This window comes from Streptomyces sp. NPDC012637 (genome assembly GCF_042954805.1).
Lineage (GTDB): Bacteria > Actinomycetota > Actinomycetes > Streptomycetales > Streptomycetaceae > Streptomyces.
The window spans coordinates 1443080-1458690 of sequence record NZ_JBIBDS010000001.1; the positions used below are offsets into that span (position 1 = coordinate 1443080).

15 protein-coding genes, 1 tRNA gene and 1 pseudogene are annotated in these 15611 nt (G+C 72.3%); 8 read left to right on the plus strand and 9 right to left on the minus strand.

Annotated features, from left to right (window positions below):
* Window positions 1–51: 51 nt before the first annotated feature.
* Window positions 52–2145, plus strand: a complete 2094-nt coding sequence (locus ACFY8W_RS06545) for a DHA2 family efflux MFS transporter permease subunit (RefSeq protein ID WP_391100993.1) — start codon at window positions 52–54, stop codon at window positions 2143–2145.
* A gap of 229 nt (window positions 2146–2374) precedes the next feature.
* Here the strand turns inward: ACFY8W_RS06545 and ACFY8W_RS06550 are convergent, their stop codons facing one another.
* The 3 genes from ACFY8W_RS06550 to ACFY8W_RS06560 form a co-directional block, all read right to left on the minus strand.
* Window positions 2375–2872 carry a YchJ family metal-binding protein gene (locus ACFY8W_RS06550; protein WP_391100995.1) on the minus strand — a complete coding sequence of 166 codons (498 nt, stop codon included), beginning with the start codon at window positions 2870–2872 and terminating at the stop codon, window positions 2375–2377.
* Between the two features lie 95 nt (window positions 2873–2967).
* Window positions 2968–3561 (minus strand): GNAT family N-acetyltransferase, encoded by a 594-nt coding sequence (locus tag ACFY8W_RS06555; protein ID WP_391100997.1) that lies wholly within the window; start codon window positions 3559–3561, stop codon window positions 2968–2970.
* A 180-nt stretch (window positions 3562–3741) separates the two neighbouring features.
* The gene (locus ACFY8W_RS06560) at window positions 3742–4128 is read right to left on the minus strand and encodes a glyoxalase superfamily protein (RefSeq protein WP_391100999.1); all 387 of its coding nucleotides are present in this window, start codon (window positions 4126–4128) and stop codon (window positions 3742–3744) included.
* A gap of 17 nt (window positions 4129–4145) precedes the next feature.
* Between ACFY8W_RS06560 and ACFY8W_RS06565 the strand changes: the two genes are divergently transcribed.
* Both ACFY8W_RS06565 and ACFY8W_RS06570 read left to right on the plus strand, forming a co-directional pair.
* Entirely contained in the window at window positions 4146–5489 is a 1344-nt protein-coding gene (locus ACFY8W_RS06565; RefSeq protein WP_391101001.1) for a 6-phospho-beta-glucosidase, read from the plus strand.
* Window positions 5490–5625: 136 nt separating this feature from the next.
* Window positions 5626–7446: a M64 family metallopeptidase gene (locus ACFY8W_RS06570; RefSeq protein ID WP_391101003.1), complete on the plus strand. Its 1821-nt coding sequence runs from the start codon at window positions 5626–5628 to the stop codon at window positions 7444–7446.
* Between the two features lie 68 nt (window positions 7447–7514).
* On the opposite strand, the gene ACFY8W_RS06575 is transcribed toward ACFY8W_RS06570, so the two are convergent.
* The 3 genes from ACFY8W_RS06575 to ACFY8W_RS06585 form a co-directional block, all read right to left on the minus strand.
* Window positions 7515–8339, minus strand: a complete 825-nt coding sequence (locus ACFY8W_RS06575; protein ID WP_391101006.1) for an SAM-dependent methyltransferase — start codon at window positions 8337–8339, stop codon at window positions 7515–7517.
* A gap of 72 nt (window positions 8340–8411) precedes the next feature.
* The gene (locus ACFY8W_RS06580; protein ID WP_015037566.1) at window positions 8412–8648 is read right to left on the minus strand and encodes a DUF397 domain-containing protein; all 237 of its coding nucleotides are present in this window, start codon (window positions 8646–8648) and stop codon (window positions 8412–8414) included.
* Window positions 8649–9524: a Scr1 family TA system antitoxin-like transcriptional regulator gene (locus ACFY8W_RS06585; RefSeq protein ID WP_391101009.1), complete on the minus strand. Its 876-nt coding sequence runs from the start codon at window positions 9522–9524 to the stop codon at window positions 8649–8651. It abuts the gene before it with no gap.
* A 256-nt stretch (window positions 9525–9780) separates the two neighbouring features.
* Here ACFY8W_RS06585 and ACFY8W_RS06590 point away from each other — a divergent pair, with 256 nt between their 5' ends.
* From ACFY8W_RS06590 to ACFY8W_RS06605, 4 genes are read left to right on the plus strand one after another with little or no spacing between them, the layout of a single operon-like run.
* Window positions 9781–10209, plus strand: a complete 429-nt coding sequence (locus ACFY8W_RS06590) for an ATP-binding protein (RefSeq protein ID WP_391101753.1) — start codon at window positions 9781–9783, stop codon at window positions 10207–10209.
* A gap of 5 nt (window positions 10210–10214) precedes the next feature.
* Entirely contained in the window at window positions 10215–10673 is a 459-nt protein-coding gene (locus ACFY8W_RS06595) for a hypothetical protein (RefSeq protein WP_391101012.1), read from the plus strand.
* 29 nt (window positions 10674–10702) lie between these two features.
* Window positions 10703–11440, plus strand: a complete 738-nt coding sequence (locus ACFY8W_RS06600) for a methyltransferase domain-containing protein (RefSeq protein ID WP_391101014.1) — start codon at window positions 10703–10705, stop codon at window positions 11438–11440.
* Between the two features lie 7 nt (window positions 11441–11447).
* Window positions 11448–11864, plus strand: coding sequence for a hypothetical protein (locus ACFY8W_RS06605; protein ID WP_391101016.1), 417 nt, complete (start codon window positions 11448–11450; stop codon window positions 11862–11864).
* 149 nt (window positions 11865–12013) lie between these two features.
* Here the strand turns inward: ACFY8W_RS06605 and ACFY8W_RS06610 are convergent.
* Window positions 12014–12098 (minus strand) — tRNA-Leu (locus ACFY8W_RS06610).
* A gap of 290 nt (window positions 12099–12388) precedes the next feature.
* On the opposite strand from ACFY8W_RS06610, the gene ACFY8W_RS06615 reads away from it, so the two are divergent.
* Entirely contained in the window at window positions 12389–13666 is a 1278-nt protein-coding gene (locus tag ACFY8W_RS06615; RefSeq protein WP_391101756.1) for a DUF2254 family protein, read from the plus strand.
* Here the strand turns inward: ACFY8W_RS06615 and ACFY8W_RS06620 are convergent.
* On the minus strand, window positions 13663–14691 hold the full coding sequence (locus tag ACFY8W_RS06620; protein ID WP_391101757.1) for a TIM barrel protein: 1029 nt from the start codon (window positions 14689–14691) through the stop codon (window positions 13663–13665). The genes ACFY8W_RS06615 and ACFY8W_RS06620 overlap by 4 nt on opposite strands.
* A gap of 147 nt (window positions 14692–14838) precedes the next feature.
* A pseudogene (locus ACFY8W_RS06625) lies at window positions 14839–15600 on the minus strand (alkaline phosphatase family protein); the annotation flags it as partial.
* Window positions 15601–15611: the final 11 nt, after the last annotated feature.

Here is a 15611-nt window from a genome sequence, read left to right on the forward strand (position 1 = left end):
TTCGGGCGTACTCCACATGCGGGACACCGCCACCGGTGTGACCCTGCGAGAGTGACCACCACCAGCGAAGCAGCGCCCGCGCCCCCCGCCGCCGAGCCGCCGGTGCTCGACAGCCGCCGCCGCAACATCGTCTTCGGCACGATCATGCTCGGCGTCCTCCTCGCCGCGCTCGACCAGACGATCGTGGGCACCGCCCTGCCGACGATCGTGTCGGACCTCGGCGGCGCCGCCCACATGTCCTGGGTGGTCACCTCGTACCTGCTCGCGGAGACCGTCGCGACCGTCCTCGTCGGCAAGTTCGGCGACCTGTTCGGCCGCAAGGTGATCTTCCAGATCTCGGCGGTCGTCTTCATCACCGGCTCGTTCCTGTGCGGCCTCGCCACCAACATGACGCTGCTCATCGTGTGGCGCGGTCTGCAGGGCATCGGCGCCGGCGGTCTGATGGTCACCTCGATGGCGCTGATCGCCGATGTGATCCCGTTGCGCGAACGCGGCAAGTACCAGGGCGCGATCGGCGCGGTGTTCGGCGTCTCGACCGTCATCGGACCCCTGCTCGGCGGCCTGTTCACCGACCATCTGAGCTGGCGCTGGGCGTTCTACGTGAACGTGCCCATCGCGATCCTCGTCGTGATCGCCGCCGCCCGCACGATCCCCTCCGTCCGTTCCGCGAGCCGGCCGGTCATCGACTACATGGGCATCGCGCTGGTCGCCGTCGGCTCCAGCGCGCTGATCCTTGCGACGAGTTGGGGCGGCAACGAGTACGCCTGGGGCTCCGCCGTCATCATCGGCCTCTTCGTCGGCGGGCTGCTCGCACTCGCGCTCTTCTGCTGGGTGGAGACCCGCGCGGCCGAACCCATGCTGCCCATGCGGCTGTTCCGCAATCCGGTCTTCACCGTGTGCTCCGTGCTCAGCTTCGTCGTCGGCTTCGCGATGCTCGGGGCGATGACCTTCCTGCCGACCTATCTGCAGTACGTGGACGGGGACTCGGCGACGATCTCCGGCATCCGCACGCTGCCTATGGTCGTGGGCCTGCTGATCGCGTCCATCTTCAGCGGCAACGTCGTCAGCAAGACCGGCCGGTACCGGATCTTCCCGATCCTCGGCTGTCTGGTGATGGGCCTCGGTCTCTACCTGTTGTCGCTGATGGGCCCGGACACCGGCACGTGGCTGGAGTCGCTGTACATGTTCGTGCTCGGCGTCGGCATCGGACTGTGCATGCAGGTGCTCACCATCGCCGTACAGAACACCGTCGACTACGCGGACCTCGGCACCGCCACCTCGGGCGTCACCTTCTTCCGTACGCTCGGCAGCTCCTTCGGCACCGCCGTCTTCGGCACCATCTACGCCAACTCCCTCAAGCCCGACCTCGCGGAGGGCGTCGGCGAGGCCTCCGCGCTCGCGGCGGGTCTCGGGCTGGACCCGGCGGCCGTGGCCGGCGCCGCGCAGAGCCCCGCCGGGGTCCACGGACTGCCGGACCGGGTGGCGGAACCGATCGTGCAGGCCTACGCGGACACGCTGCACACCGTCTTCCTGTGGACCGTGCCGGTGGCGGCCGTGGGCTTCGTCGTGGCGCTCTTCCTCAAGCAGGTGCCGCTCCGCGACACGGCCCGCGCCTCCGCCCCCGACATGGGCGAGGGATTCGCCTCCCCCACCGCCACCGGCGACTCGGCCAAGCTGCTCGAACTCTCCGTGGGCCGGATCATCCGCAGGACCGACTACGCCACCGCCCGGCGCATCGTCGACGCCTCCGACACCCGGCTCGACGTCGCGGGCGCGTGGGCGGTCATGCAGGTGGAGCTGTTCACCCGGGTCGTCGGCCACGCCAGCCTGGGGCTGATCTCGGCGGGGCGGCGGGTGCCGCCGGAGGTGCTGCTGCCGGTCTTCGACCGGATGGTCGACGAGGGCTTCCTCACCCGGCACGGCAACCTGCTGTCGCACACCACCGCCGGCAAGCGGGAGGCGGACGTCATCACCAAGGCGTGGGGCGACTGGCTCAGCGACCGCGTCGAGCAGGAACGCGGCCGGCCCAGCGGTCCCGAACTGCGGGCGGCGACGGACGCCATCGCGAAGAAGCTGATCGCGGAGGACCTTGCGCAGGGGCTGCCGCGCGGCGAGCAGGAGCCGGTGGGAGCGGTGGCACGGTGAGCGGCCCTGCGGGCGGCGGCGCGGTGAGCGGAGCTCCGGGCGGCGGCGTGGTGAGCGGTTCCGCGGGCGGCGGCGCGGTGAGCGGAGCTCCGGGCGGCGGCGTGGTGAGCGGTTCCGCGGGCGGCGCTGCGGTGAGCGGAGCTCCGGGCGGTGACACGGTGAGCGGCCCTGCGGGCGGCGCTGCGGTGAGCCGGACCCCGAACGGTGACCCGGCGAGCGGCTCCGTCGCTCAGTCCAGGAAGTCGCCGTCCACGTACACCCACGCGCCCTCGTGCCGGGTGAACCGGCTGCGTTCGTGGAGCTCGCCCGGGGAGCCGTCGTGCGTGAAGCGGGCCCGGAAGGTCACCGTGCCCCGCTGGTGGAAGGCCGTGCCGTCGCCGGTCTCCTCGATCTCGAGCCCGGTCCAGCGCAGCGCCGGGTCGAAGTCGACGTCGGCGGGCCGGGTCTCCGGTGCCCATGTGCGCAGCAGATAGGGCTCGTCGCCGACGACGAAGGCGCTGTAGCGCGAGCGCATGAGCAGTTCGGCCGTGGGCGCGGTCCCGGGCCCGGCGTGGAAGCGGCCGCAGCACGCGCCGTACGCGGCCGGCAGGCCGCACGGACAGGGCGAGTCGGCGGTGACGGCCGGAGCGGCGGCGGTCCGCGGACGGGCGGAGGAGGCTGAACCGCCCGGGCGGGCGGTTCGTGCGGAGCCGGAGGGGCGGGCGGGGCGGGCCTTGCGTCGGGACATGTGCCCATTGTCGCGTGCCTGCCGCCGCCCGCCCCACCGAGGGCCGGTCCGGCCTGATCCGCCGGACGAGCCCTGGAGGCCGGGCCCGCGCGGGATCAGCGCGGGTCGCGCCACATCCCCCACAGCACCGGGCCGCCGCCCGGCAGCGCGAACTCCTCGCGCACGGTGAAGCCGAAGTGCTCGTACACCGGGATGTTGGCGGCCTTGGAGGACTCCAGGTAGACCGCCTGTCCCGCCGCGTCGGCCTGGGCGAGGCCGGAGCGGAGCAGCGCGGCGCCCTGGCCCTTGCCCTGGGCTGCGGGCGCGGCGCCGATCAGGGCGAGCGACCAGTGGGGCTCGCGCGGCGTGTGCTCGGCGGCGGTCTCGACGGCCTCCTTGAACAGGCCGGCCCGGTCGCCCAGGATGCCGATGAGCTCCTGGATGGTGTCCGCGTCCGGCACCGCCTTCTCCTGCGCCTCCGCGGGGACCCAGAAGGCGGCCGCGGCGTCGGTGCGCTCGCACACGCCGTTGAGCAGGTACTGGCGGGTGAAGATGGTCGAGAAGTAACGGCCGAGGGTGGCCTCGCGGGAGGCGTCCTCGGGGAAGAACCAGCGCATCATCGGGTCGTCGTCGAAGGCCAGGGCCAGCGTGTGGCTGATGTCCCCGGCGTCCTCGATCACTGCCTTCGTGGGCATGTTCGCTATCGCCATGCGGACATTCTGCCCACAAGTGATCTTGAAACGATCACCGGGGTACCCCGGGGCGAAACGGGCTCGCGGGCTTACGGGCGTGGGCCCTTGGGCCCCTTCCGGCCGCCGCTTGCGGGCCCCGCGCTTCCGGCCCGCTTCCGAGGTTCCCCGCTTGCGGCCCCGCGCTTCCGGGCCCCCGGCCTACGGCCGGTACCGCAGTGGGTGGTCCTCCGGGACCTCCACCACGGCGATCCGTACGCCGTCCGGGTCGGCGAGCCACATCTCGATCAGGCCCCAGGGTTCGGTGACCGGTTCGCGCAGCACCGTCACGTCCTTGCCGCGCAGCTCCTCGCGGGCCGCGTGGACGTCCGCGACCTGGAGCCAGAGCCGGATCCCGGGCTCCGGCGGCGGGGCGGCGGCGCGGCCGGAGAGTTCGAGGAAGCCGCCGCCGAGGAAGTAGACGGTGCCGCGGTCCGGGCCGGTGCCGAACTCACGGTAGACGGCCAGGCCGAGGGTCTCGCCGTAGAAGCGCCGGGAGCGCTCGGGGTCGGTCGGGCGGAGCAGAATCCTGCTGCTCAGTACCTGCATCCGAGTAGCGTACGGGCATGAGACTGACGATTCTCGGAGGCGGCGGATTCCGGGTGCCGCTGGTGTACGGCGCTCTGCTCGGCGATCACGCCGAGGGGCGGGTCACCCATGTCACGCTGTTCGATCTGGACCCGGAGCGCCTGTCGGCGATCGCGCGGGTGCTCGCCGAGCAGGGCGAGGGCGTGGCGGACGCCCCGGTGGTGACCGCGACGACCGATCTCGACGAGGCGCTGCGCGGGGCGGACTTCGTCTTCTCGGCCATCCGGGTGGGCGGGCTCGCGGGCCGGGCGGCCGACGAGCGGATCGCCCTGGCCGAGGGCGTGCTCGGCCAGGAGACGGTGGGCGCGGGCGGCATCGCGTACGGTCTTCGGACGCTGCCCGTGGTCGCCCACATCGCGCGGCGCATCGCCGAACTCGCCCCGGACGCCTGGGTCATCAACTTCACCAACCCGGCCGGGATGGTCACCGAGGCGATGTCGCGGATCCTCGGCGACCGGGTGGTCGGCATCTGCGACTCGCCGGTGGGTCTGGGCCGCCGGGTGGCGCGGGTGCTCGGCGCGGCGCCGGACGAGGCGTGGATCGACTACGTGGGCCTGAACCACCTGGGCTGGCTGCGCGGGCTGAAGGTCGGCGGACATGACGTACTGCCGCGGCTCTTCGAGGACGACGCGCTGCTCGGCTCGTTCGAGGAGGGCAGGCTCTTCGGGACGGAGTGGCTGCGCTCGCTCGGCGCGGTGCCCAACGAGTACCTGCACTACTACTACTTCAACCGCGAGGCGGTCCGGGCATACCGCGAGGCGGAGCGCACCCGCGGGGCGTATCTGCTGGACCAACAGGCCGGTTTCTACGAGGAGATGGGCAAGCCGGACACTCCGCCCCTGGACACGTGGCACCGGGTCCTCGCCGACCGCGAGGCGACCTACATGGCGCACAACCGGGAGGCGGCCGGGGTCGGGGAGCGCGACGAGGCGGACCTGGAGTCGGGCGGCTACGAGAAGGTGGCGCTGGCCCTGATGCGGGCCATCGCGCGCAACGAGCGGGCCACGCTGATCCTCAACGTCCGTAACCGGCACACCCTTTCGGTGCTCGACGCGGACGCGGTGATCGAGGTGCCGTGCTTCGTCGACGCGGCCGGCGCCCATCCGGTGTCGGTGGACCCGCTGCCGTACCACGCGGTGGGGCTGGTCACGGCGGTGAAGGCGGTGGAGCGCGAGGTGCTGGCCGCCGCGGAGAGCGGTTCGAAGGCGACGGCGGTGAAGGCCTTCGCGCTGCACCCGCTGGTGGACTCGGTGACGGTGGCCCGCCGGCTGGTCGACGGATACACGGCCGAGCACGCGGGACTTTCCTATCTGCGTCGCTGACATGGACGGCTGACGAACATCTTTACGACGTCGGGGGCGCGGCCTAGGCTCGCGCCCCATGACTTCACTGCGACGCAGGGGTGTGCGAAGAGGAGTTGCCCGGCTCGCCGCGGCCTGTCTGCTGGCCGGAGGCCTCGTGAGCACGGGATCCACGGCCGTCGGCAGCACGTCGGGCGGCGAGGGGTCCGGAGCGACGGTCGTCCCGGTCCAGACGACCGGGCCGGCGGACAAGCGGTTCAACCTGGTGGTCATGGGCGACGGCTACACGGCCGCGGAGCTGCCCGCGTTCCGGGCGGACGTGGAGCGGCATCTGAGCATGCTGTGGAGCATCGAGCCGTTCGCCTCGTACCGCTCGTACATCAACGTGTGGGCGGTGGAACTGCCGTCGAACGAGTCGGGCGTGGACTGCGATCCCTCGCTCGACGCGCCGGCCCGTGACACCGCGCTCGACATGGGCTTCTGGGGCGGCTGCAATCCGGACAGCGTGCAGCGGCTCCTCACGGTGGACGGCCGCAAGGCCGCGGCGGCCGCCGACCTGGTGCCGGGCACGAGCAGCGCCAACCGGCAGATCGTGGCCCTCGCGAACAGCTCCACCTACGGTGGTGCGGGCGGGAGTTACGCGACCGCGTCCGGCGGCAACGCGCTGTCGGCGCTCATCACCCCGCACGAGATAGGCCACTCGCTGGGCAACCTTCAGGACGAGTACGACTACTACGCACGCGGGGTGCCGGGCGGCGTCTACGAGAGCGGCGAACCGTCCTCCGTCCACCACACGCTCCTGACGGAGCAGCAGATGCGCGACCAGCGGGCGAAGTGGTGGCGCTGGCTCGGCGAGGAGAGCGAGGCCGGCGGGGTCATCGGCCGCCACGAGGGCGGTCTGTACAGCACGAAGGGCGTGTGGCGGCCGAGCCGGCACTCGATCATGAAGACCCTCGGCTACGCCTTCGACCAGGTCGAGCGCGAGGTGATGGTGCGGGCGATCTCCGCGAAGGTGAACCTGGTGCAGGACCACACGCCCACCGAGCGGCCGCTCGGGGCCGACCGGACGGTGTGGGTGGACACGCTGCACCCGGTGGGCGGTGAACTGGCCGTGGAATGGCGGCTCGACGGCCGTCCGCTGACGACCGGCGGCGCCCGTACGGTCGACCTGCGCACCCTGGGCCTGTCCCCCGGGCGAACGTACGCGCTGACGGCCACGGTCACCGACCCCACGCCGTTCGTCCGCGACCCGGCGGTGCGCGGCTCGGCGGCCCTGACCCGTACGGTGAGCTGGACGGTGAACCCCGCGCTCGGCACGCCCGAAGACGCCACTCCGGTTGCGTTCACCGGTCACACGGCGACCACGGCTCCCGTGGGGGCGCGTTCGGTGGTGTACGCCGACACGACGCATCCCGTACGCCGCGCCCCGGCCGTGACGTGGACACTGGACGGCCGGGCGGTGTCCAACCCGGGCAACGACCGTGACCTGGACCTGCGTTCGCTGCGCCTGACTCCCGGTACGCACGCGCTGACCGCCCGCATAGCCGGCACGGAGCGGGAGTTGAGGTGGACGGTCGACGCGCTGGCCGCCTCCGTCTCGTACGAGCTGTCGCCGCCGCTGCGCACGGTGCGGCGGCCGGGGCAGCCGGTGGAGTACGTCTACGACGGCGCGTTCACCATGCGGCTGACCGCCCGGGACGACCAGGAGGGCGCCGTGGTGAGCCAGTTCCGGGTGGACGGTGACGGCTGGTACACGTACTACGGCTGGCCGACGGACGCCGGCGCGCCGTTCCTCTTCTCCCCCTCGGGCACGGTGATCGACGATCTCGTGTACGGCAAGCTGGGCCGGAGCCGCGCGGTGCCGTGGGACGACGCCACGCCGGACTACGGCACCCACACGATCGAGTACCGCACGGTGGACGCGGCCGGGAACGTCGGCCGGGCGCAGCGCTTCCTGGTGACGCTGGTCCGGCCATAGCGCACGGAGGACGGGCGAGGCCCCCACCGTGTGCCGGTGGGGGCCTCGCCCGCGTACGGGCGCCGCGGTCAGCGCTTGCGGCCGACCGCCGCCCAGCCCGGGATCGGGTCGTCGCCCTGGACCGGCACGGGCTCGCCCAGCTCCGGGTGCCACTCGGCGGTCAGGGACACGCCCGGCTCGACGAGGTCGAGGCCGTCGAAGAAGGCCGCCAGCTCGTCACGGGAGCGGGGGCGGAGGGTCAGGCCGCGCGCCTTGTACATGGCGGAGGCCTTCGCCGCGCCCTCGGGGTCGAAGTCCCCGGTGACGTGCGAGAGGACGAGGTAGCTGCCCGGGGCGAGCTTGTCGACGATCTTGGCGACCAGGTCGTAGGCGCCGTCCTCGTCCCCCACGAAGTGCAGGAGGGCGAGCATCGACAGGGCGATAGGCTGGTCGAAATCAAGGACCTTTCCGGCCCTTTCGAGGATGACCTCGGGGTCGCGGGCGTCCGCCTGGATGTACTCCGTGGCCCCTTGCGGGGTCGAGCGGAGCAGCGCCGCGGCGTGCGCGAGCACGATCGGGTCGTTGTCGCAGTAGACGATCCGGGACTCCGGCGCCGCCTCCTGCGCGATCTGGTGCAGGTTGGGCTCGGTCGGGATGCCGGTGCCGACGTCCAGGTACTGGCGTACGCCGGCGGCGCTGAGCCAGCGGATGGCCCGGTGCATGAAGGCCCGGTTGACGCGGGCCATGTCCCGGCCCCGGGCGTCGACGGTGAGGAGCTGACGTGCCATCTCCTCGTCCACCGGGTAGTTGTCCTTGCCGCCCAGGAACCAGTCGTACATGCGCGCGGGGTGCGGCTTGCTGGTGTCGATGCGTATCTCGCCGCGCGGGGATGCGGCGGGGTCCTGGCTGGTCATCGGCTCTCCTCGGCGGGACGAACGGTGGCACGTACAGCAAGAGTTACGCGACGGACGCGTGGGGCGGAAGGTTCAGGTGAGCAGGAAGTCAGCCTGACCGGATTTGGCCCCCTGGATGAATGCGGCGATCTCCCCGTGGGTGTAGATGAGCGCGGGTCCTTCAGGGTCTGCGGACTGTCGCACGGCGACCCTGCCGTCGGCCAGCTTCATGGCCTCCACGCAGTTGCCCCCGTTCCCGCCGCTCCACGGCTTGTGCCATCCCTCGGCACCGAGCTCAGCGGCGGGCATGCCGTTGTATATGCGATCCATTCACAGCTCCTTGCGGAGACCCCTGAGGATCTCCTTCGTGCGTTGTGCAGTCGCGGCCTGGGCCGCCATGCGGTCCATGACCTCGAGGTGGGAGGCCACCTCGGGGCGCGCGTCGAGGTAGACGGCGCCGGTCAGGTACTCGCTGTAGACCATGTCCGGGAGTTCGGGCATGGCGAAGCGGAAGAGGACGAACGGTCCGTAGGTGCCGGGGTGGTGGCCGGACGCGTACTCCGCGATCTGCAAGGTGACGTTCGGCAGCTCCGACGCTTCGAGCAGCCGGTCGAGCTGGTCGCGCATCACTTCGGGCCCGTCACCGACCGGTCGGCGGAAGACGGTCTCGTCCATGATCACCCAGAACTTGGGCGCGTCCTCCCTGGTCAGCAGGGACTGGCGCTCCATGCGGAGGGCTACATGGCGCTCGGTCTCCTCGGCGGCGTCCTTGGCGCTGCCGACGCCGACGGCCCCGCTGCGCAGAATGGCGCGGGCGTAGTCCTCGGTCTGCAGCAGACCGGGGACGAACTGGGGCTCGTAGGCCCGGATGAGGCTCGCGGCCCCTTCCAGGCTGACGTACATGGAGAACCAGCCGGGCAGCACGTCATGGAACCGCTGCCACCAGCCGGGGAGGTTGGCCTCCTCCGCGAGGGCGACGAAGCCCTCCGCCTCGGAGTCCGTGATGCCGTACGCCTTGAGCAGCAGCTGGACGTAGGGAATCTTCAGCGCGACCTCGGCGGTTTCCATGCGCCGGATCGTGGCCGGAGCCACTCGGAGGATCTTGGCGGCCTCTTCCCGCTTGAGGCCGGCCCGCTCACGCAGGTCCTGCAGACGCCTACCGAGAACGACCTGTCCCACCGTGGGGGCGGACCGCGGCTCGCTCACTCTCAGACCTCCCCGACGCGCTGTTTGGACGAGTGTGCCACGAGGCCCGTCCAGAGAGAACACCGCACTCTGCAATTTTCAGAGTGCCACTTGCCAAGTGTCCGAGTCGGGAGCACAGTATTCCGGTGAACCAGTACGCATGCCGCCGTGCGCTTCGCAGCGCCGGCATGCGTACGGCAGTCCTGCCCACAGTTGTGAGGATCCGGTCGTGGCTTCTGGTAACGCGCACTCCTCAGGTCTCATGAGCGCCCGCGTCATGACCCAGCGCCCACGGCCGCACGCCGAGTTCCGCCGCTTCGCCTTCGAACTGCCCGCGCGCACCGAGTCCGTCGCCCGCGCCCGCAGGCTCGCCGAGGAACGCCTCATCCTCTGGGGCTGCGACCCCGACATACGCGACACCGTCGCCCTCGTCGTCTCCGAACTGGTCACCAACGCCGTCGTGCACACCGCGAGCGGACGCGTCGTCTGCGAACTGCGCGAGGGCGAGGACCGCCTGCGGATAGCCGTGCGCGACGAGGGCGGCCCCGCGGGACCGCGCATCCGCGACTGCGGCGAGGAGGAGCGCGGCCGCGGACTCATCCTGGTCGACGCCCTGTGCGCCGCCTGGGGCGCGGACCGCACCGGCCACGGAACGGCGCAGGTCGTCTGGGCGGAGCTCGCGCACGGCATGGGAGAGCCGTGCTGAGGTCGATGGCGACGCTCCTGATCCCGCGCGCCCGCAGGAGCCCCGAGAGCCACGCCTCCGGCACCTCCGGAAACCCCTCCTCCCTCTCCCCCGCGCCCGTCGGCGTGACCCGGCTGCCCGTGCCCGTCGACCTCCCGGCCACCCTCGGCTGCGACGCCGTCGGCGTGCCCGCCCGCTACGGCTTCCGCACCCTGTCCCGGCTCCCCGCCAAGGGCTGCGTCTACGCCGACGCCGACTGGTGGTGGTGGCTGGTCCCGGCCGGCTCCGACCTCGACCTCACCTGGCCGCTCCCCGCCTGCTACGCGCCCGGCGCGGTGATCCCGGACCGCGGGCCGCGACTGATCCACCACCCCGACGGGGGCTCCCCGTACACCCCTCCCATCCCCCTCTACCTGCTGATCTGCCAGCTGACCGGGATCGCCCCGGCCTGGAGCGTGCCGCCTCAGGTGAGCAGCGCGCTGTGAGCGGGACACGCGGGTCGTAGGGTCGGGGCATGTTCTCCCCCGAGGGCCCCACGCTCCGCGAACTGACCCGTCAGGCGCTGTCCTCCGTCGAGCACGGCTACGACCTGCTCGCCGCGAAGTTCGACGCCACTCCCTTCCGCACCTCGGACCGCCTCCTGACGGCGGTCGCGGAGACCCTGGAGCCGCTCGGCCCCTTCGACTCGGGCCTGGACGTCTGCTGCGGCACGGGCGCGGGGCTCTCGGTGCTGCGTTCGGTGTGCACGGGCCGGACCGCCGGGGTCGACTTCAGCGACGGGATGCTCGCCGAGGCCCGCCGCGCCCACCCCGCCGCGACGCTCGTCCGGGCCGACGCCCTGGCCCTGCCCTTCGCCCCCGTCTTCGACCTCGCCGTCAGCTTCGGCGCCTTCGGACACTTCCTGCCTTCGGAACAGCGCACCCTCTTCGCCCAGGTCCACGCCGCCCTGCGGCCCGGCGGCAGCTTCGCCTTCCCGCTCCCGGCGCCACCGCGCGTGGGCTCCGCCCCGTACTGGACGCTGTGGGGCTTCGACGCGGTGATGCGGGTGCGCAACGCGCTGTGGCGGCCGCCCTTCGTCATGTACTACCGGACCTTCCGGCTCGCCGACGTCCGCTCCCGCCTGGAGGGCGCCGGATTCACCGTGGAGCTGCTGCCGGTCCGGTCCCTGGGCCTGCGGGAGGACGGCAGCCCGCGGTGCCGGCTGGTGGTGGCACGCAAGGACCTGGACCACGACGAACCGCGTCGATCATGATGCCGGGATGACACCGAACCGGACGCGGCCCCGGACCCGGCCCAGGACACGCGGCCCGGCGCAGGACGAGCAGCGCCGGACGAGGCGCCGGCTCGTCACGCTCCTCGCCCTGTCCGCCGTCCTGCTGCTGCCGCTCGCGGCCGGGCTGTGGGCCGCCGCGCAGAGCGCGCTGGAGCACAAGAGCGCCACCGACTGGCAGGGCAACCACGAGACCCGGCTGGCGCTGGAGCGGGCGGCCATGCTGCTGGCGGGGCTGCCGCCGGCCGGGGCGGCCTGCGGCTGGACCGTGGCGCAGCTGCGCGGGCGGCAAGGCCGGATACCGGCGGCCAAGGGCCTGCTGGCAGGCACCGTCGCGCTCTGGGTCCTCGGCATCGGCAGCGTCTTCGTCGCGCTCCACGACAGCGGGCCGATCTTCGTCTGGTGAGGAGCTGCCGGCGAGACCTGCCGGCCCGGTGGGACGGCCCCGGCGCGCTGCCGGCCCTGGGTGAGACCTGCTGTCGAGCCGCCCCTTCCGACGTGGCGGGACACGAAACGCGGAAGGACCCCGACTGCCGTCGGGGTCCTTCCGTCTTGTGTCCGAGGGGGGACTTGAACCCCCACGCCCGATAAAGGGCACTAGCACCTCAAGCTAGCGCGTCTGCCATTCCGCCACCCGGACGAGGTGTCTCGCCGCCCCGGGTGTTCCCCGCGGCGACATGGATAACTCTACCAGGGGTTCGAGGTGGCTTTCACCAGCGTTTCCCGTGGTCAGTGCGGCGCGGCCGGCCCGTCGCCGCCGATGCCGGCCCGGATCCCTCCCGCTCGTCCGGGTCGGGGTACAGGGTGTCGCCGTCCGCGTACACGGAGTGCGGGCGGCGGCGGGCTAGCCTGCGCGGGGTGAGCCAGCACCCCCCGCTTCCGCCCCTGCCCGCGCCTGCGCCTCGCACCGCCCGCTACCCCAGACCGCGGATGCTCTCACCGCTGCGGGAGCACCTCCGGGACACCTTCTGGTTCGCGCCGGTCGCCACCATGGCCCTCGTCGTCCTGGTGTGGTGGCTGTGCGACGGCGCCGACCGGGCCATCGTCGACGCGCTGCGGGAGGAGGGCGAGTACGAGGCGCTGGGCGACCTCGTCGGGATCGCCGAGGACGCGAAGACCGTGGTCACCACCGTCAGCTCCGCGATGATGACCTTCATCGGTGTCGTCTTCTCCATCTCGCTGGTCGCGGTGCAGATGGCGAGCGGGCAGTTCAGCCCCCGGGTGGTGCGGATCTTCGTCCGCAGCCGGATCACCAAGGCGACCTTCTCGGTCTTCCTCGCCACCTTCGTGCTGTCGCTGCTCGTGCTCACCTCGTACGACAGCGAGACCGACCCGCAATACGTGACGAGCGTGCCGCTGGTGCAGTCGATCGTGACGCTGGCGCTCGTGGGACTCAGCCTGCTGCTCTTCGTGGCGTACGTGAACTCGACGCTGCGCCTGATGCGGGTGGGACACGTGGTGGACCGGATCACCCAGGAGTCGTTCCGGGTGCTGGCGAAGATGCCCTGGTACGAGGGCGGGGGCGGCGACCTCGGGCCGGTGACCGGGCACGTGGTGCACCGGGGGCGGGCCGGGGTGCTGCGGGACGTGAACGTGGTGCGGTTCGTGCGGGTCGCGCGGCGGCACGGTCTGGTGCTGCGCCTGCTGCCGCGGACCGGGGACTTCGTGGTGCCGGGGACCCCGGTCCTCGCGGTGCACGGCGGGGCGGTGCCGAAGGGGCTCGGGATCTCGGTGTCGGTGGGGATCGAGCGGACCTTCCACCAGGACCTGGGCTTCGGGCTGCGGCAGCTCTCGGACATCGGGCTGCGGGCCCTGTCCCCGGCCGTGAACGACCCGACGACGGCCGTGCAGTGCCTGGACCGGATCGTCCAGTTCCTGGCGGCGCTCGCCCACCGGCCGCTGGGCGCGGTGGAGTACCGCGAGGGGCGGCACGGCCGCGGCCCGGTGCGGCTGGTGCAGGACGTGCCGGAGTGGGCGGACCTGGTGGATCTGGGCTTCGCCGAGATCCGGGGCGCCTCCGGGACGAGTCCGCAGGTGTCGCGGCGGATGCTGGCAGGTCTCGACGACCTCCTCTCGATGGTGCCCGAGGAACGCAGGGAGCCGCTGCTGCGGCACCGCGCGCTCCTGGTCGAGCTGGTGGAGCGCGCGGTGCCGACGGCCGCGGACCGGGCCTTCGCCCTGGAGGCCGACCGTCAGGGCATCGGCTAGCCCTTCTCCCTCAGGGAGTGGAGGTGGGCGCTGGAGCGACGGGCGAAGGAGAGCGAGTCGACGGGGTTGTCGCGCTCGGCCTGCCAGTGGTGGCCGGGTCGGCCCTGGTGGCTGCGGGTGACCGCGGAGATGAAGCGCCGGTAGTCGATGTCGCCGTCGCCGACGTCGGTCATGCGGTAGCCGTAGAGGGCGGCGCTGTCGTCGCGCTCGCCGTCCTTGACGTGGAACAGCGGGTAGCGGTGGGGCTGGGTGAGGACGTAGTCGAGCGGGTCGAAGGGCGCGGGGGTGCCGTCGGGGCGGCGGGAGTAGCGGTACTGGCCGACGTAGGCCCAGAAGACGTCCATCTCCAGGTGGACCAGGTCGGGGTCGGTCTCGGCGAGCAGGACGTCGTAGAGGCGCACGTCGGGACGGTCGCTCGCGAAGGAGAACTCCTCGGAGTGGTTGTGCTGGTAGAACTTCATGCCGCGCGCCTTGGCGGCGGCGCCGAAGCGGTTGAACTCCTCGGCGCAGCGCTTCCAGCCGTCGACGGTGGAGCCGTAGCGCCAGGGGCCCGAGGCGGTGCCGACGTGCGGGAGGCCGAGGGCGGCGGCGTCGTCGAGGACGCGGTCGAGGTTCTGGGCGAAGGTGTACGCGGCGGGGTCGGACGAGTAGTAGCCGACGTGGCTGCCGATGCCGCGCAAGCCGTGGTCGGCGGTGAGCGCCTTGAGTTCGGTGAGGCCGATCGGGCCGGCGGAGCCCTGGGTGTAGCCGGCGAACTCGACCTCGTCGTAGCCGTACTTCTTCAGCTCGGCGAAGACGGTGGCGAAGCCGAGGGTCGCGACCTTGTCGCGCAGGGAGTACAGCTGGATGCCGAGGCGGCCGGGCGGCAGCACGGGGCGGCCGTGGCCCTGCCCCTGGGCGGCGGGGTCGGCGGCGCTCGCGGGGTCCGCGGCCGTGGTCGTGGCCGTGACCCCGGTGGCGTGGGCGGGTGCGGCGGCCGCGCCGAGGAGGGCGGCGGCGGTCGCTCCGGCGGCGACGCCGAGCATGTTCCGTCTGCTGAGGCGCTGGGAGAGCTCGGGGTCGGCGGTCCGGAGCGAGGTCCCGAGGGAAGTTCCGGGGGAGGTACCGAGGGAGGTACGGCGGGAGGTGCGGCTCATCTGTGGATAACTCCTTTGTCGTCGGATTCGTCTGCTCTACTGGACGGCGAAGGGGCTCGGGTCAGGACAGCCCGCGAGCCTCAGCAGCAGGGCTTTCACATCGGTGGCCGCGACGCGGCCGGATGCGGCGCGGGGGGTGGAGCACAGGATGAGCGGACCTTCATCCTCGCTCGCGGGGAGGCGGCCGTGGCTGCCGCGAATAGGTGAGGGATCGAGCGGCACGACCGCCATGCGGTAGCGCATGCCGAGTTTCTTGCGGGCGATCGCCTTGGCCGCCTTGAGCCGTACGTACGGGTCGAGCGGGTCCATGAGGAGTTCGGCGGGGTCGTAGCCGGGCTTGCGGTGGATCTCGACGAGCCGGGCGAAGTCGGGGGCCCGGTCGTCGTCGAGCCAGTAGTAGTACGTGAACCAGGCGTCGGGCTCGGCGACGGCGACGAGTTCGCCGGAGCGCGGGTGGTCGGGTCCGTGCTCCTTCTTGCCGGCGTCGTCCAGCAGCCGGTCGAGACCGGGGAGTCCTTCGAGCGCCGCGCGGGTGGCTTCGAGGTCGGCGGGCCGCCGGACGTACACGTGGGCGATCTGGTGGTCGGCGACGGCGAAGGCGCGCGAGGCCATGGGGTCGAGGTTCTCCATGCCGTCCTGGATGCGGACTTCCAGGAGTCCGGCGCGGCGCAGGGCGCGGTTGATGTCGACGGGGCGGTCGGCGCGGGTGATCCCGTACTCGGACAGGGCGACGACGGTGCGGCCCTCGGCACGGGCGTCGGCGAGCAGCGGGGCGAGCGCGGCGTCGAGTTCGGCGGCCGTTCCTTGCC